This is a genomic window from Variovorax sp. FW305-3-2-15-B-LB1 (assembly GCF_058787635.1).
Genome location: NZ_JBYSZY010000005.1, coordinates 169849 through 186787, shown reverse-complemented (window position 1 = coordinate 186787; position 16939 = coordinate 169849). Strand labels below are relative to the sequence as shown.

General features: G+C 65.9%; 15 protein-coding genes and 1 pseudogene. 8 read left to right on the top strand and 8 right to left on the bottom strand.

Annotated elements, in window-relative coordinates:
* From AC3WQR_RS05395 to AC3WQR_RS05385, 3 genes are all read left to right on the top strand, one after another.
* Nucleotides 1-1996, top strand: a 1996-nt coding sequence (locus tag AC3WQR_RS05395) for a hypothetical protein (RefSeq protein WP_492741349.1), incomplete at its 5' end; no start/stop codon positions are given.
* A gap of 40 nt (nt 1997-2036) precedes the next feature.
* On the top strand, nt 2037-2570 hold the full coding sequence (locus AC3WQR_RS05390; RefSeq protein WP_159270779.1) for an ATP-binding protein: 534 nt from the start codon (nt 2037-2039) through the stop codon (nt 2568-2570).
* A gap of 308 nt (nt 2571-2878) precedes the next feature.
* Complete coding sequence (locus tag AC3WQR_RS05385) at nt 2879-3541, top strand: tRNA-uridine aminocarboxypropyltransferase (RefSeq protein ID WP_492741348.1); 663 nt, start codon at nt 2879-2881, stop codon at nt 3539-3541.
* Nucleotides 3542-3753: 212 nt separating this feature from the next.
* On the opposite strand, the pseudogene AC3WQR_RS05380 reads toward AC3WQR_RS05385, so the two are convergent.
* From AC3WQR_RS05380 to AC3WQR_RS05355, 6 genes and pseudogenes are all read right to left on the bottom strand, one after another.
* Nucleotides 3754-4131: pseudogene (locus tag AC3WQR_RS05380) on the bottom strand (benzoate/H(+) symporter BenE family transporter); the annotation flags it as partial.
* Nucleotides 4132-4141: 10 nt separating this feature from the next.
* Entirely contained in the window at nt 4142-5209 is a 1068-nt protein-coding gene (locus tag AC3WQR_RS05375) for an ABC transporter ATP-binding protein (protein WP_492741347.1), read from the bottom strand.
* A gap of 42 nt (nt 5210-5251) precedes the next feature.
* The gene (locus AC3WQR_RS05370; protein WP_492741346.1) at nt 5252-6160 is read right to left on the bottom strand and encodes a carbohydrate ABC transporter permease; all 909 of its coding nucleotides are present in this window, start codon (nt 6158-6160) and stop codon (nt 5252-5254) included.
* Nucleotides 6147-7055, bottom strand: a complete 909-nt coding sequence (locus tag AC3WQR_RS05365) for a carbohydrate ABC transporter permease (RefSeq protein ID WP_492741345.1) — start codon at nt 7053-7055, stop codon at nt 6147-6149. The genes AC3WQR_RS05370 and AC3WQR_RS05365 overlap by 14 nt, the downstream gene beginning before the upstream one ends.
* 11 nt (nt 7056-7066) lie before the next feature.
* Entirely contained in the window at nt 7067-8428 is a 1362-nt protein-coding gene (locus AC3WQR_RS05360; RefSeq protein ID WP_492741344.1) for an ABC transporter substrate-binding protein, read from the bottom strand.
* A gap of 18 nt (nt 8429-8446) precedes the next feature.
* Nucleotides 8447-9406 (bottom strand): TauD/TfdA dioxygenase family protein, encoded by a 960-nt coding sequence (locus tag AC3WQR_RS05355; RefSeq protein WP_492741343.1) that lies wholly within the window; start codon nt 9404-9406, stop codon nt 8447-8449.
* A 334-nt stretch (nt 9407-9740) separates the two neighbouring features.
* Between AC3WQR_RS05355 and AC3WQR_RS05350 the strand changes: the two genes are divergently transcribed.
* From AC3WQR_RS05350 to AC3WQR_RS05330, 5 genes are all read left to right on the top strand, one after another.
* The gene (locus AC3WQR_RS05350; protein ID WP_492741342.1) at nt 9741-10652 is read left to right on the top strand and encodes an ABC transporter permease subunit; all 912 of its coding nucleotides are present in this window, start codon (nt 9741-9743) and stop codon (nt 10650-10652) included.
* Nucleotides 10649-11389 carry an ABC transporter ATP-binding protein gene (locus AC3WQR_RS05345; RefSeq protein ID WP_492741341.1) on the top strand — a complete coding sequence of 247 codons (741 nt, stop codon included), beginning with the start codon at nt 10649-10651 and terminating at the stop codon, nt 11387-11389. The genes AC3WQR_RS05350 and AC3WQR_RS05345 overlap by 4 nt, the downstream gene beginning before the upstream one ends.
* Nucleotides 11390-11456: 67 nt before the next feature.
* Nucleotides 11457-12593, top strand: a complete 1137-nt coding sequence (locus AC3WQR_RS05340) for an ABC transporter substrate-binding protein (RefSeq protein WP_492741340.1) — start codon at nt 11457-11459, stop codon at nt 12591-12593.
* Nucleotides 12594-12596: 3 nt separating this feature from the next.
* A complete protein-coding gene (locus AC3WQR_RS05335) occupies nt 12597-13982 on the top strand; it encodes an LLM class flavin-dependent oxidoreductase (RefSeq protein WP_492741339.1) in 1386 nt (461 codons plus the stop codon).
* Nucleotides 13979-14434 (top strand): OsmC family protein, encoded by a 456-nt coding sequence (locus tag AC3WQR_RS05330; protein ID WP_492741338.1) that lies wholly within the window; start codon nt 13979-13981, stop codon nt 14432-14434. The genes AC3WQR_RS05335 and AC3WQR_RS05330 overlap by 4 nt, the downstream gene beginning before the upstream one ends.
* Nucleotides 14435-14531: 97 nt before the next feature.
* Here the strand turns inward: AC3WQR_RS05330 and AC3WQR_RS05325 are convergent, their stop codons facing one another.
* Both AC3WQR_RS05325 and AC3WQR_RS05320 read right to left on the bottom strand, forming a co-directional pair.
* On the bottom strand, nt 14532-15677 hold the full coding sequence (locus AC3WQR_RS05325) for a sigma-54 interaction domain-containing protein (protein WP_492741337.1): 1146 nt from the start codon (nt 15675-15677) through the stop codon (nt 14532-14534).
* Nucleotides 15674-16801 (bottom strand): acyl-CoA dehydrogenase family protein, encoded by a 1128-nt coding sequence (locus AC3WQR_RS05320; protein WP_492741359.1) that lies wholly within the window; start codon nt 16799-16801, stop codon nt 15674-15676. Before AC3WQR_RS05320 ends, AC3WQR_RS05325 begins: the two co-directional genes overlap by 4 nt.
* Between the last annotated feature and the right edge of the window lie 138 nt (nt 16802-16939).

Sequence of the window (16939 nt, the reverse complement as noted above, 5' to 3'; positions counted from 1 at the left end):
GGGCAGCGGCCCGCTCGCGGTAGGCGGTGGAGAAGGCCCTCGGACGGACGGGGGGCTCGCGCCCGCAAGCCGCTTTGCCAGCATCCGGGCCGTGGAAGCTGCATGCTTGGATCTCGAATCGCGCAAGCTCGAGTCGATCGCCTACCTGACCGAGTTGACGGGGATCATGGCGAAAGACCCGAACTATGTGGAGACAGGCTTTGACGAACGCTCACTGACGGCCTGGGGCACTTTCGCCGATGGCCGCGTGCACATGGTGTCGCACAACTTCAAGCCCACCGGAACTTCGACGCTGACCGCCGCCATCGCTGATACGGGCCAAGCACAAAAGGCGGCGGGGCTGGCTGCCGCCAAGCCGCCGGAACTGCCTAGCGAGCGCAAGGCACGTCTGATGCATTCCTTCTTCACGCCTTTCGACGGCCAGGCAGCTATCGCGGAAATGTCCGGCTGGCTCAGCGCGCATGACTACGCGCTGCAACCAGGCGTCGAGGGTGACGCGCACATTACGACCCTGCGCCAAATCAAAGGGGACGGCTTCTTCTACATCAACACTCATGGCGGCGTGAAGCACACGCGCCATCAGGATACGGGCTCACCGCAGATGTACTCCATCCAGTCGTCCACGCTGATCGACCCCACCCTGGAGGCACAACCCGATTTCCAGGCCGATCTCGCCGCCTTCCGGCTGACCTACTTCACGGCCTACAACGGCCTCGCCACCGTGGACAGCAAGGGCGAGGAGATCATGCTCAAGGACACGCGCTACGGCATCACCGCTGCCTTCGTCGACACCTATTGGGAGTTCGCGCAGGACAGCGTCGTCGTCATCAACGCCTGCAACAGCGCCAACAGCGCCGACAACGACCGGGTGATCGACTTTCTCGTCGCCTGCCACCGTAAGAACGCGGGCCTCTACCTGGGCTGGACGGAGATCTGCTCGCCGCCGGCCGCCTTTGACATACCGAAGTACTGTGTTGACCGGATGCTGGGCGCCAACCTCTTCAAGCCGCACACGCCGAAGCAACGCGCCTTCACGGGCGAAGAAGTGATCGCCCATATGCAGCGCAAGAATCTCAACCACGACACCGGCAACGGCACCAAGACCGGCGCCTACTTCATCGCCAAGCCCAATCCGCGCAGCGCGGTGAGTCACATCCTCTCGCCGTCGATTCACCATGTCGAGGTCGATGAACTGAACGACCAGCTCAACCTCATCGGCGCTTTCGGTCGCAGGCAGGGCAAGGTCTTCGTCGACGGATCGGAGCGCCAGGTGGTGCGCTGGGAGCATGAGCTCGTCGTCTGCGACCTGCCGCGCGTGGGCGTGGGCTCGCGCGGACCGGTGTGGGTGGAGCTGGGTGCGGATCGCAGCAACCGGCGCACCGTCAGCCAGTGGAACATCCGCATCGACACGCACTGGTTCAAGCAAAACTACCCGGGCCTCGCCGTCGACGGGCCGATACGCACGCGCTGGCGAGCCGACGTAGGGCCGGTGCGCGACACCTGTGGCGAGGAGGTGAAGCGGTCCGTGCGCTATGCGATCGGCACCTATGACTCCACCATGGAGCTGGCGGCAGGCGGCGCCTTCCACGTGCCGCCGGACTGCACGATCACCTGGAGCGGACAAGCCAGCTTCGCCTCGCAGGTGAAGCTGATGCGAGAGCCCAGCGCCGGCGACCGTGTGATCTTCACCTACCTGCGGATCGACCCCGAATCGAAGCTTGGCGCCATGGGCCTGGCGATGGGCGCGAGCACCGGGCCGTTCGTGGAGCACGGTTGCCGCTCCACCGATACCTTCGCTTCGGCGCTGGGCCTCTTGGATGGTCCGCAGGATTTCGAGGTCACGGGCGCAGCCGCGACGATCCCTCTGCCCGCCAAGAACATTGTGCTCGGCAACGATCTTTCCATCCTCGGCGACGGCCACCTGGACGACAGCCTGCGGCTGCAATGGAGCACCGCGCCGATCGAGTCGCCGCCTGCGGATGCCGAACTGATCTGAGTCTCAGCGACACCCAAACGCTACCAATCCGCATTTCGAAGTGAGCGACACAGGCATAGGAATTGACCTGAGCCAGCAGGTCGATATTTTCGGGCAATTCCAACAGGTCCAGGCTGCCAGCGGCAGTGCAGGCTTGGGATTGTTCATCGCTCAGCGCATTGTCTCGGCCATGGGCGGATCTCTGAACGTCGCAAGCGTCATCGGGCAAGGCACTACGTTTTCTTTCACGCTTTTCATGCCGATCGTCAATGCTTCCGATTCAGCCTGGTCCGCCGCTACACCGCAGGAGGTAGAAGCTGGCGTGACCTTACCGAGGCATCTCTTACCTCGGAATGCCATACTGGACAACCAAGCCTTGGAAGAGCTCGCCAGCTTGGCGCTTGATGGTCGGCTCACCGATGTTGAGTGCTGGATCGAACGCCACTCCGATGAAGTCGAAAATGCTCCGTTCGTTGCTCTGTTGAGTGACCTGTTAGAGCGGCTCGACTTCCCCGGGATACATGCGCTGTGCGTTGCACAGCAAGAATATTCGAGCCCCCTGCGCGACATACGCGACCAGGGTCCGCGTCAGTGATTCGGATGCAGACAGCGAGGCTAGCCCAAAACCTTCGACGGGGAATATCTGGTGGAAACGCTTGATGGTTTTCGGGTTTATTAGCAAGAGCGAGGCACCAAGACCGCCGTTCGAAACTTCACATCGCTGCGCGATGCTGCACAGGCATTTTTCCGCTGACGCCGGATGACCGCTTTCGCGAGCCTCGAACTTCTGCAAAGGGCCCACTGCGGTCTTCCGACATTGTCCAAAGCTGCCGGTCGTCGCGCCACTAAGAGACATCTCCTTCCACGCATTGTCTAGCCAGGCACGCTGAATAAAACCCAACCATGTCCGCCGCTGTAGTCCCACGCCCCCAGTGCACCGCTTGCCTGCGCCCGCTCAGCGCCTGCATTTGCCGCTGGGTCGCGCCCACTGCCCACACGGTGGAGGTACTAGTGCTGCAGCACCCGTTGGAGGTACACCAGGCCAAAGGCAGTGCCCGCCTGCTGCACCTCAGCTTGGCGCACTGCCGCTTGGTGGTGGGTGAGGCATTTGCCGTACCCGTCTGGCCGGAGGACGGCAAGCACACGCTGCTGCTGTACCCGGACAGTCTGCAAGATACCGCCCCGGACCTGCGAGTCCCACCCCCGCTACCGCCCGAGTGGCCGCAAGCCCCGTCGCGCCTGCGCCTGGTCGTGCTGGACGGCACCTGGCGCAAAAGCCGAAAGATGCTCTACCAAAGCCCGCCACTGCAACAGTTGCCCCGCTTGGCCCTGCACAACCTGCCGCCTTCGCACTACCGTATCCGCAAAGCCCATGGGCCCGACCAACTGTCCACGCTGGAGGCGACCTGCTACGCCTTGTGCCAACTGGAAGGCGGTGCGGCGCGGTTCCAGCCCTTGTTGAATGCCTTCGACGGGTTTGTCGAGTACTTGGAGCAGGCTGGCGGGCAGCGAAACGCGCAAACCGACAAGCCCTGCCCTCGATCAAGGGATACAGGGTTCGTTTAAGCGACCAGGTGAATGGCCGGTTTTGGCCGATAGTAGCCATTCGCGCGAGGCCGAGGGATGTCGGGTGTCGCTGCGGAGCAGACATCAGTGACGGCGGGAGTGGTCATGACAGCGCACCAGCCCCGTCTGTGCGCTAAAGCTAGTCCTCCTAGATGACTCGTTGTCGGAGCTTCGTAGAACCTTGTTGGGGCACAGGTCGCGGCATAGGCCGTTCACCGGGCGTAGGCCGTTGCTTTCAGGGTCTTGCGTCCCCCGTGAATCAGGAGATGGACAACCAGGCCCGCCACAAGGCCCCAGAACGCGCCTCCCACGCCCAGCAGGGGCACATTGGCCGAGGTTGCTAGGAAGGTGATCAACGCCGTCTCGCGCGTGCGGGCTTCGGCCATGGCGTTGGCCAGGGTGACACCGAAGATGCCGACCGGGACGTACAGAAGGCCGCATACTAGGCCCGCGATGTAGCGCTTCGACGGATCTTCACGCGCGTCCTTGTTGGTGCAGATGGCAGCGGTGATAGCCGCCACGTTGAAGGCGTGCGCGCCGAAGGGCGCCATGACGAGTGAGCCCAGGCCCGTGAGGGTGACGATCGGGTTGTCGAACGCCTCAGTTGAGCCGCTGACCACCTGCCGCATCGAAAAGGTGCGCCTTCGCTGCCACGGGCCACAGCGGCAGCCGCTCGCCGGGACGGGCGTCGATGCGGTCGCGGAAGGCGGCCATCACCGGATGGCCGCCCAGGCGCAGCGCCACCTGCGTTTCCGAACCCGTCGGCTCGACCACCACCACGTCGGCGGGCAGGCCCTGCCCGGCGTCGAGGATGAAGTTTTCCGGGCGCGTGCCGTAGAGCACGCGGTCGCCGTGCGTGCCGCTCGATGCGTTGGCCAGCGGCAGTCGCAGGCCGTCGTCCGTCAACACATGCGGTGCGCCGTCGAGCTGCAACCGGCCCGGAATGAAATTCATCGCGGGCGAGCCGATGAAACCGGCCACGAAGGCGTTGCGCGGGCGGTCGTACAGGGCGAGCGGCTCGCCGATCTGTTCGACCTTTCCTTCCTTCAGCACCACGATGCGGTCGGCCATGGTCATTGCTTCGACCTGGTCATGGGTGACGTACACCGTGGTTGTGCCCAGCCGCTGGTGCAGCGCCTTGATCTCGGTGCGCATCTGCACGCGCAGCTTGGCGTCGAGGTTCGACAGCGGCTCGTCGAACAGGAAAGCCTGCGGCTGCCGCACGATGGCCCGGCCCATGGCTACGCGCTGGCGCTGGCCGCCCGAGAGCTGGCGCGGGTGCCGCTGCAGCAGCTCGCCCAGGCCCAGCGTGTCGGCCGCCTGCTGCACGCGGCGGGCGATCTGGTCTTTCGCGATGCCCTGGATCTTCAGGCCGAAGCCCAGGTTCTGCGCCACGGTCATGTGCGGGTAGAGCGCGTAGTTCTGGAACACCATCGCCACGTCGCGGTCGCGCGGCGCGGTGTCGTTGATGCGGCGGTCGCCGAGCAGGATGTCGCCGCCTTCGGCGGTTTCCAGCCCGGCAATCACGCGCAGCAGCGTCGACTTGCCGCAGCCGCTCGGCCCCACGAGCGCCACGAACTCGCCGTCGCGGATGTCGATGTCGATGCCGCGGATCACCGGCGTGCTGCCGAACTGCTTGAAGAGCTTGCGGATGCTGATGGAGGCCATGAGTTTCTTGTCTGTCTGTGTTGCTGTTCGCGAAGGCCTGCATCAGTCCTTGACGCCGCCGGCCGTCAGCCCGCGCACGAGGTACTTGCGCACCAGCACCGTGAAGACGATCACCGGTAGCATCACCAGCGTGCCGCTCGCGGCGATCTTGGTCCACTCCCAGCCTTCGTACTGCAGGAAGTTGACGATGGCCACGGGCGCGGTGATGGCGTTGGTGCGCGTAAGGATCAGCGCGTAGAAGAAATCGTTCCACGAGAAGATGAAGCACATCACCGCGGTGGCCGCCAGGCCCGGCGCGGTGAGCGGCAAGGCCACGCGCCAGAACGCCTGCCAGACGCCGCAGCCGTCGATCCAGGCGGCCTCTTCGAGCGATGCGGGCACCGCCTCGAAGAAGGTCTGCATGAGCCAGATGACGATCGCGAGGTTGAACGTGAGGTATACGATGGCCAGCCCGATCACCGTGTCCTGCAGCCCGAGGTATTGGTAGGCGAGGAAGAACGGAATGGTGAAGGCGATGGGCGGCGCCATGCGCGTCACTAGGATCCACAGCGCGATGCGGTCGCGGCCCCTGAACTTCCAGCGTGTGAGCGCATAGGCCGCGGGCACGCCGATCACCAGCGAGAAGCCGGTCGACAGCGTGCTCACCAGCAAGCTGTTGCCGAACGACTTGAGGAAGTTGCCCTGCAAGAGGCTCGCAAAGCCGTCCAGCGTGGGCACGAAGAGCAGGGCGTCGTCGAAGATGTCGGCCGCGGGCTTGAAGGCGAGCTGCACCAGCCACAGGAAGGGCGAGAGCACGAGCAGCACCAGCAGGGCGACTGTGAGCGAGCGGCCGTGGGCGTGCCACCACGGCGCGCGGCGACGATCCGCGGTGCCGATGCCGGCGAGGCCCGCACCTTCTTCGTGTGCGCCCGCCAGGTCGGCGGCGGCTAGCGTGCGGCTAATGCTGTTCATGGTCGCTCCAGCCCAGTTTGCCGACCAGCCAGCTCAGCACGAATACGCCCACCAGCATCACCGTGGCAATGGCGCTCGCGTAGCCCCAGTACGAGAAGTTGAAGGCCTGGATGAAGCCGTAGTAGTTGGTGACCTCGCTCACGTTGCCCGGCCCGCCATTGGTCAGCACGTAGATGAGCGGAAAGGCCTTGAAGCTGTCGATGAGCCGGAAGAGGCCGCACACCACCAGCACCGGCCGGATGTAGGGGAACACGATGTAGCGGAACAGCTGCCAGCGGTTGGCACCTTCGAGTCGTGCGGCCTCCAGCGGGTCGTCCGGAATCATCTGCAGCGAGGCCAGCACCATCAGCATGGTGAACGGAAACCATTGCCAGGTGTCGGCCAGAGAAATGGCCCAGAGCGCCGTGTCGGGGTTGGCGATGAGTGAGCGTACCGGCCAGCCCAGGTGCTCCAGCGCGCGGTGCATCGGGCTCACGTCGGGCGTGTACATGATCTTCCAGATCAGCGCGACAACGATCGGCGGCAGCACCATCGGGATGAGGAACAGCGTGCGTGCGCCGTCGAGCACGCGCGACTTTCCGTTGAGCAACAGCGCGAGCCCCAGGCCCACCAGCAACTGCAACACCACGCTCGATGCCGACAGCTTGAACTGCACCGCGATGGAACCGAGGAAGCGGTTGTCGTGCAGCAGCTGCCGGTAATTGACGAGCGGGTCGTCGAAGCGGAAGGTGGCCGCCGGGTCGGTGAGGCTGAGCGGCGTGAAGCTCGCCACCAGCAACGCCACGGCCGGCACCAGCGTGATGACGAGCAGCACCGCCAGTGACGGCGACAGGCCCAGCAGGAAGGCCCGGCGCCGCTCGGCCTGCCAGCCCGGCGCGGAAAGAGCGAAGGCCATGGCTCAGGGCCTCACAGCTTGATGCCGGCGCGCTTGAGTTCGGCAATCGAGTTCGCCTGCGCCTGCTGGAACGCCTGCTTGGCCGACAGCTGGTTGCTCGCGATCAGTTCGATGGCCTTGTTCAGTTGCTGGTCGATCTGCGGATAGACCGACACGGTGCGGTACTTCATGTAGCCCGTCTTCGAAGCCAGCTCGATGGCGTCGAGCGAGAGTTTGGCCAGGTCGCTGCCGTTGATGACCTGCTTCTGGCGGAACTCTGCCGAGTCGATGTCCGAGCGCCGCGCCGGCGAGCCGTAGCCCGCGACCACCGCCTTGCGCGTGGTCTGTTTGCTCAGCGCCCATTGAATGAAGGCCCACGCCGCTTCCTTGTTCTTCGAGCCGGCCGGAATGCCCAGACCGTGCACCGCAGTGCCCGGAAAGCGGCCAGCCGGGCCCTTGGGCACCTGGCCGAATTTCACGGTCTTCAGCGTCTTGCTGGTCGCCGCATCGCCCAGTTGGGCGAGATGCAACTGCCCCGCATCGGTGAAGTTCACGCGCCCAAGCTTCAGCGCCTGCGTGACCTGGTCGGGCTGGTAGGTGATGGCGCCGTCGGGGCCGAACTCGCGCAGCAGGTTCGCGTAGTACTCGCCGGCGGCAATCGCCTCGGGCGTGTCGAGCGTGGGGAACAGGTCGTCGGGCGCCTTGCGGAACACGTCGCCGCCGAACGCGTGTAGGTAGGGCACGAAGGTCCAGCCGTAGTGGTTGTCGGCCACGAAGCCGGCCACGCGCTCTTTCTTGTGGACCGCGCGCAGCACCTTCACGAGGTCGTCGGTGGTGTCGGGGAACGCGAAGCCCGCCTTCTCCAGCAGGTCGAAGCGCGACGATGCGGTGAGCAGCGCCTCGGCGGTCCAGGGAATTCCGTAAAGCTTGCCGTCCTTGCCGGTCTCCGGCGCGCGGGCGCCGGGCAGGAAGTCGTTCAGGTCCCAGTCGGCGCCGGTGAGGTTGGGGTTGCGGATGTAGTCGTCCAGCGGTGTGAGCCAGCCCGAGTTGATCCAGCGACTCGAGTAGATGAAGGTGACGTTGACCACGTCGTAGGCCGAACCGCGCGTGGACAGCTCCAGGTCGACGCGCTGGTTGTAGACGGGGAACGAAGGCGCATCGAAGTTCACCTTGGCGCCGGTGAGCGCCTCGAACTCGGGCAGCCACTGCTGCAGCAGCTTGGGGTAGGTGGCGCTGAAGGTCGACACGTTCAGCGTGACGCCGGCGAATTTCTTCGCGCCGCCTTGCGCCGCGGCGAGGCCTGAAAGTCCGGGCAGCAGCGATGCGGCGCCGAGCGCGGCCGAGGTCTTGAGCAGGCTGCGCCGCTGCAGGCCGATGAGAGAGGGGTGTGTCATGGGATGCGGTGACTTCATTTAGGCCGTGGCGGAAATGACTTCGTCGATGCGCGCGTCGTTCGTCGCTTCGGGTCGGCTGCGCGTGCGGCTGCGTTGGCCGTCGATGGCCACGGCGGCTTCGCCATGCACCGTCACGCGGCGCACTAGGCGTGCCTGGTTGCCGTAGTCGTTGATCGCGAAGTGCTGCGTGGCGCGGTTGTCCCAGATCGCCACGTCGTCTTGTTGCCAACTCCAGCGCACGGTGTTTTCGAGGCGTGTCACGCGGTTCTGCAGCAGCTCGAAGAGACGCGCTGACTCGGCACTCGACAGCCCCACCAGCTTCTTAACGAAATGCCCGAGCAGCAGCGCGCGCTCGCCCGACACCGGGTGCAGGTGCACCACCGGATGCTCGGCCTCATACACGGCCGAGACGAACACGTTGCGGTGGTGCCGAAGGCGCTCTTCTTCCACCACCACGCGGTCGGCGCCGTAGTCGTAGTCGTTGCTGTGCACGGCCCAGAGCTGGTCGGCCAGTTGCTTCAACTGTGCAGGAAGGCGCTCGTAGGCGACGGCCGTGTTGGCCCACACGGTGTCGCCGCCATAGGCCGGAATCTTCACGCCGCGCAGGATCGAGATTTTGGGAAACGCATCGACGAAGGTCACGTCGGTGTGCCACGAATCGGCGCGCCCGCCGCCCTTGGAGGCGTCGAGCTCGAAGAGTTTCGTGCCCGTGGGCGAAGGCACCGTGGGGTGCGCCACCGTGCGGCCGAAGCGCGCGCCAAAGGCTTGGTGCGCGGCGTCGTCCAGATGGTACTGGCCGCGGAAGAAAAGAACCTTGTGCTTCACGAGGGCAGCCTCGACATGCGCGATCTCTTCCGCAGAAAGACCGGCCGAAAGCTTCAGGTTCTGCACCTCGCCGCCGATATGGCCCGCCACGCGCCGGATGCGCAGATCTCCGAAGCTCGTGTCGATGGATGAAGGGGGTGCGCTGTCGCTCATCGGGGACTCCTCTGTTCGTTCGTGACGTGGGCAGGCAATGCCGGAAGCCGTAGATTCTGTGGTCACGTGGGGCAAGAGCGAACAACGGAATCGTTGTTTCGACATGCGCGAATTTTCTTTGGCGCTACAGCATCGGGAAGAGACGACCTCTCGATGGTGAGCGTGCATGTGGCGAGGAGGCGCTTCTTTGCTCCTTGCATATTGAAATGCGCAAATGTCAGTTAACGCACCGGGCCATTGCACATAAGGTACGACTTCTGTTTCCCGCGTGCTTCATCACAAGCGGCATCCGCTCTTTCCGTCAGAGCAGCCTGCGTCGCCTTGCATCCCTTCCATGAGTGCCGTTCTCCCTCGTCTGCCTTCCGATTCCCCGGCATCCTCCAAGCCATCGAATTCCCGTTTCGAAAGCCGCGTCACCGTCATCGCGGATGTGACGGACGACAGGACGCAGCGTGTCTCGACGCGTCGCGCAACGGGCCGCTGGCGCCTCGTCGCTCCCTGGATCCTGCCGGTCGGGCTCATCGCGTTGTGGCAGTACTTTTCGGCCATCGGTCGGCTGCCCGCGGGCATTCTTCCCGCACCGTCCGACGTGCTGCGTGCCGCGTGGCTGCTCGCCGAGCGCGGGGAACTGCAGCGGGATGTGCTGGTGAGCCTGCGGCGCGTCGCGATCGGTTTCGCGACGGGTGCAGCAACCGGCCTGGTGCTGGGCTTCCTGGTGGGCTTGTCGAGCCTGGCGCACGGCTTGCTCGACCGCTCGCTGCAGATGGTGCGCACCATTCCTCATCTGGCGCTGGTGCCGCTGATGATTCTCTGGTTCGGCATCGGCGAGGAGCCGCGCGTGCTGCTGGTGGCGATGGGGTCGCTGTTCCCCGTCTACATCAACACCATGAGCGGCATTCGCAGCGTGGACCCGAAGCTGATCGAACTGGGCCGGTCGTACGGCCTCGGGCCCTTCGGTCTGATCGTCAGCGTCGTGCTGCCGGGGGCGTTGGCGCCGATCCTCACTGGCATCCGCTACGCGCTGGGCGTGGCCTGGCTTACGTTGGTGGTCGGTGAAACCATCGCCTCGCGTGACGGCATCGGCTACATGGTTCAGAACGCCCGCGAGCTGCTGCGCACCGACGTCATCCTGCTGGCGATCGTGCTGTACGCCATCGCTGGCTGGCTGGCCGACTCGATCACGCGGGGGATCGAGCGGCGCCTGCTGCGCTGGCATCCGAACTACGCCAAAGGAGCGGCGCGATGACACACCCTTCGTCCAGCGGCGAACGACTGAGCTTGCGCGGTGTTGGCAAGGCCTTCGGCGAGCGCACCGTGTTGCACGCGGTCGACCTGGAGATTCCCGCCGGCCAGTTCATCGCGCTCATCGGTGCCAGCGGTGTTGGCAAGTCGACCTTGCTGCGTATCGTCGCGGGGCTCGAACCGCCGACGTCGGGCCGTGTCGAACTCCATTCACGCCATGCGTCGCCGGACATCCGGATGATGTTCCAGGAAGACCGGCTGATGCCCTGGCGCACCGTGCTGCGCAATGTGACCTTGGGCCTGCGCGGTCGCGACGACGAGGCCCGCGCGCTGCTCGCGGCGGTCGGACTGGCCGGGCGCGACAACGACTATCCGGTCGTGCTGTCGGGCGGGCAACGGCAGCGCGTGGGGCTGGCACGCGCCCTGATCCACGAACCCGAACTGCTGCTGCTCGACGAACCTTTCGGGGCGCTCGATGCGATCACGCGAGCGTCGATGCAGTTGCTGCTCGAAGGCCTGCTCGCGCGCAGGCCGCGCACGGTGCTATTGGTCACGCACGACGTCGAAGAGGCGCTGGTCTTGGCCGACCGCGTGCTTCTGATGCGCGAGGGACGCATCGCCCGCGACCTGTTCATCGATCGCGAGCGACCGCGCCATCGCGGTGACCCTGAACTGGCCGCACTCAAGGAAGAGCTGCTCGAAGGGCTCGTTTCTGCGCAGGCTGCACAGGCCGCCGGCTGAAGGCCGGCGGGCACGCCAGTTCCCTCCGACTCTTCGTTCCTCTTTATCCCTGTCAGGACTCTCGACCATGTCGATCGATCAGCTTTCTCATTCCATCCCCACCGCGTTGAACGGACGGCGGCGCTTCCTCGGCCTGAGCGGGCTGGCGCTGGCCGGCGGCGCCGGCGCGCTGTCACTCGTCGGCTGCGGCAAGAGCGATGCGCCCCCGCCAGCACCGGCCGCTGCAACCGGCGCCGCGACCCAGGCGGCTGCGCCGCCGCAGGTCACGATCGCCATCATCGGCGACGGCCGCACGGGCGTGTTCGCGTCGCTGCGTTCGGAGGGCGGCGGCAGCAAGCTCGAGAATGACATTGCGGCCAAGGTGGTCTGGCAGCCCGGCTTCACTGCATCGCTGCCGGTCATGGAGGGCATCAAGGCCGGCGGCATCGACTTCAGCTTCGCGACCGCCACGGCGATCGTCAACGCGGTCGCGGCGGGCGTGCCGATCGTGCCGCTGGCGGCCTATCCGCTGCCGGCAACCGAGGTCGACGTGCTGGTGGCGAAGGATTCGCCGATCCGGTCCGCGGCCGATCTCAAGGGCAAGAAGATCGCCCACCAGAACGGCACCACCGGCACCTACAGCCTGATCAAGTACCTGGAGAGCGCCGGACTGCGGCTGAGCGATGTGCAGGCGGTCAGCCTGAGCGGTGCCGACGCCTACACGGCCTTTGCCCAAGGCAGTGTGGACGCGTGGATCCACTGGCAGCCCGCCAGCGCCTTGGCCCTGACCAAGCTCGGCGACAAGGCGCGCACGCTGCCGGACGTGAAGACCTATGACTATGCCTTTTACGTTGCACGTGCCGACTTTGCCGAAAAGCACCCGCAGGTGGCGGCCAGACTCGTGCGGCTGATCCGCGAGGCGCAGCAACATGCAGTCGCGCATCCCGACGAGACGGTCGCGGCATGGGCCACGCTCGGTGGCTTCGAAGCCGGCAGCGTCGAGCAGAAGGTGTACCGGCAGCTGATCGTCGACGCCCGGTTGTCCGACTCGGGGGCGGTTGCGCTCAAGCCCATCGACAGCGCCGCCGCCGACTCGACGCAGGATCTGGCCGACAACTTCCAGTCGCTGGGCGTCCTGCCGAACAAGGTCGACGTGCGCAGCTTCCTGCTCGATGCGCGGTTCGACGCCATCAAGAAACTCGTTGCCGCCGAACTCGGCGCCTGAACCATGACCCACACCCAAGACAAGAAGATCCACCTCGCCGCCTTTGTCACCGCGGGCCCGGGCCGCCCCGGCGGCTGGCGCTATCCGGCATCGGAGAGTGGCTGGCTCGATGCCGACTACTACCAGGGCATCGCGCGCACGCTCGAGAAGGGCCTGTTCGACCTGGCCTTCTTCGCCGACATCCTCGCGGTGCCCGACCGCTACCAGGGCAGCAACGACACGCAGCTGCGCTACGGCGCGCTCGGCTCGCTGCGGCTCGATCCGGTAGTGGTGCTGTCGATCATGGCGGCTGCGACCCGGAACCTAGGACTGGCGTCGACGCGCTCGACAAGTCACTACGAGCCCTTCGAGGTGGCGCGCTCCTTCGCGACGCTGGACCATCTGAGCGCGGGCCGCGCCGCGTGGAACGTCGTCACGTCGTTCCAGGACGCAGAAGCCCGCAATTTCTCGAAGAAGGAACAGGTGCCGCGCAACAAGCGATACGACCGGGCCGACGAGTTTCTCGAGGTGGTCTTCAAACTCTGGGACAGCTGGCAGGACGACGCCCTGGTGCAGGACCGCCAGACGCCGCTCTTTGCCGATCCGTCGAAGGTTCACTACGTCGACCACGAGGGTGAGTGGTTCAGCGTCAAGGGACCGCTGAACGTCTCCCGCCCCCCGCAGGGCTACCCGGTGATCCTGCAGGCCGGCGCGTCAGACCGCGGCCGGGACTTCGCGGCGCAATGGGCCGACGCCATCTTCGTGAGCCACGATTCGCTGGACAGCGCCAAGGCCTTCTACAAAGAGATCAAGGACCGCGTGCGCTCCCATGGCCGCGACCCCGACTCGCTCAAGGTGCTGCCCGCTGCGACGCCGCTGGTCGGCGAGACACAAGCCATCGCCGACGAGAAAGACCGCGCGCTGCGTGCGCTGGTCGATCCTCATGCCGGCTTGTCCACGCTGTCCTATCACCTGGACGTGGACCTCTCGAAATACCCGCTCGACTCGGCGTTGCCCGACATCGATGTGCCGGGTGTGCAGGGCCATTACCAAGAGGTGCGCGAAGCCACCGAACGCGACAAGCTGACCCTGCGTGATCTGGGCAAGCGCTATGGCAGCCGCTACGAAGGCGACCTGATCGGTACGCCTGACAAGGTGGCGGACGGCATGGAGCGCTGGTTCCGCGAAGGTGCCTGCGACGGCTTCATGATCAGCGCGCCCTACCAGCCGGGCGGGTTCGAAGACTTCGTGCGGCTGGTGGTGCCTGAATTGCAGCGGCGTGGGCTCTACCGCACGGCGTACGAAGGCGGGACCCTGCGCGAGAACCTGGGCCTGGAGCGGCCGGCTGCCGGCGCATGGAAGGAGCGTGCTGCATCGGGCGCCGCTGCGTCCGCAAGGAGGACTGCATGAGACCGAGCGCCGATCAACCGCTCGAAGCCCCGGTGGCGCCTGGCGAGATCGTGACCGTGAGCGCACGAGGCGTCGACGTCTTCGGCCGCTTCCTCGTGAGCGCACGTCACCATCATTTCGTTTCCGACACCAAGGTGGCGGCCGGCGGGCCGGGGGATGCGGTGCAGGCGGGCGAACTGCTACTGGCGTCGCTCGCTTCGTGCGGGCTGGGGTTGGTGCAGAAGACAGCGCGCGAGCGCGACGTGTCGCTCACCGGCGCGGAGGCGACTGTTTCCTTTGAGCGCGACCCGAACGATGGCACCCGCTACACAGCCATCCGGCTGGGGTTCGTACTGGACGGTGTCGACCTGGACACCGCACGCTCGCTGGTAGATGCGTTTACCAGCGCCTGTCCGATCTATAACACCTTAGGAAGGGGTGGCCCGATCGAGACCACCGTCGCGATTCGCTGAAAAATTTGAACGTAGAGGGGCTTCATCGAAATGCCAAGAATGAAGACCGAGGAAGCCTTCGGTGGAATTGCCAGGGTGCTTTTGGCTGCTTCTCCCCTTACTTTAGGGCCGAGATCTCCCGGCTCTTGATGAGGCGCGAACGCAGCACGTTGCGGCTGATGCCCAACAGCTTGGCCGCCTGCACCTGGTTGCGGTGGCAGAATTCGAAGGCGGTGCGCATCACGGCCTCCTCGATTTGCTCGAACAACTGTTCATTCGGTTCGTTGAAGAGGTCGCGCAGCACGGTTTCCAGCGCCTGTTGCGGCGTGGCGCTGCCTCGGGGCTCGGGGGCCGGCGAACGGCGCTGGATGTTCAGCGACGACAGGTGCAGGTGCTCGGCGCCCAGCACGCTGTGCTGGCAGATCAGCAACGCGTGGTGGATGACGTTCTCCAATTCGCGGATGTTGCCGGGCCAGGCATGCTCGGAGAGCTTGTGTTCGGCGTTCGCATCGAGGCGCACGGCGCCATAGCCCAGCCGCTGGCGGTACTCCTCAATGAAATGCCGTGCCAGCGGAAGAATGTCGCCAGGCCGCTCGCGCAGCGTGGGCAGCGCCAGATGCACCACGTGCAGCCGGTAGAACAGGTCTTCGCGGAAATGGCCGGCGGCCACTGCGTCCTGCAGCCGCACGTTGGTCGCGGCCACCACGCGCACGTCGATCGGCACGCTCTTGCGCGAGCCCAGGCGCACCACTTCTCTCTCCTGCAGCACGCGCAGCAGCTTCACCTGGATCGACAGTGGCAGGTCGCCGATCTCATCGAGGAACAGCGTGCCGCCGTTGGCCGCCTCGAACCAGCCCGTCTTGGCGGAGAACGCGCCGGTGAAGGCGCCTTTCTCGTGGCCGAAGAGCTCGCTCTCGACCAGGCTCTCGGAGAAGGCGCCGCAGTTCACGGCCACGAAAGGCTTGCCGCTGCGGTGGCTGAGGTCGTGCACATGCCGCGCGATCAGCTCCTTGCCGGTGCCGGTCTCTCCGATGATGAGTACGTTGGCGTCGCTGGGCGCCACCATGCGGATGCGTTCGAGCAGTGCGGCCGAGCGCGGGTCCTGGAACACCTGGGCGGTGGCGCGGATCGAGGTGGTGAGCTTGCGCGGGTTGGACAGCGTGAGCAGTGTGGACGGCGCGGGGGCATCCCAGTCCTCGTCCGTTGCGGTGGTGGACGCATCGGCCGGCGGCGGCACAGCGAGAGGGCGGGTGTAGGCGGTCATGAGTAGAAGGTCGGTACGGGGTATTGCTGCTTGAGGGCCCATTCGCCGAGCTCGCGCAGCTTGTAGGCCACCGGGTCGTGCAGGGTCTGGGTGCGCAGGTTGCGCCAGTGGCGGTCCAGCCGCAGGCCGCCGTGCGTGGCGCGCGCGCCGGCCACGTCGAACATGCGCGTACAGATGTCCAGCCCCGTGTTCGTGGCCGCGACCTTGGCGGTGGCCACGGCCACGGCCACGTCGCCGCGCTCGTGCTCGGTGAGCGCCGGGCCGCGCCGCCATGCCGCGTCGAGCCGGTCGGCCGCGCGGTCGGCCAGCACCCGCACGCTCTCCAGGCCCACCCAGAAGTCGCCGTAGTGTCCCAGTACGTAAGGGTCATCGTGCATCTGCGCCACATGGGCCGCATGCCAGGGGCGCGACTCGTGCTGCGTGTAGTGCCGTGCATCGTCGAAGGCCGCCTCGGCAATGCCTAAGTAGATATTGGCCAGCACAAGCTGCGACACCAGCGGGCGCAGGCACGCGAACGGGGTCGAGAGCGGCCCCGGGTCGGCCAGCACCTCGTGCTGCTCTACGCGCACCTTCTCGAAGGTCACGCTGCCGCTGTCGGTCTGGCGCTGGCCGATGTTGTTCCAGTCGGGCGCGACGAAGATGCCCGAGCGGGCGGTGGGCACCGCCGCGACGATGAAGGCGCCGCTGCCCGCTTCGCGCGCCGAGGCGATGAGCATCTCGGAGTCGAGCGCGCCCGAGCAGAAGCTCTTCTGCCCGGTGAACTCGCGCCAGCCTTCGTGTGCGCTGGCAACCGTGCGGTCGTCCAGCGGGTTGAGCGCATTGCCCCAGAACCAGCGGCGGCGCGCGGTCTGCTCGAACCACGGTTGCCATTGCGCGGGCCGCGCGAACAGCCGCACGGTGGCCAGCATCAGGTGATGAAAGCCGAACACGTGCGCGATCGAGCTGTCGGCCTGCGCGAGCAGGCGCACGACGTCGAGTGTCTCGCGCCAGTCGGCGCCGCCGCCGCCGAACTCGTGCGGAATGCTCAGCGCCAGCAGGCCACTGTCGCGCAGCGCATCGCGCTCGGCTTTCGGCGTGCCGCCGCGCTCGTCGCGTTCGACCGCGGTCGCGGCGAAGCCTTTCATGAGTTCGCGTGCGATGTCGCGGTGCGATTCGGAAACCGGAATGGAAAGAACGGAACTCACGCAGCCTCTCGGTGATGTGCAGGCAGCACAGTTGCTGCGCCAGCAGCATGTTCGTGGCGAAGGCTTGCCCGACCAACG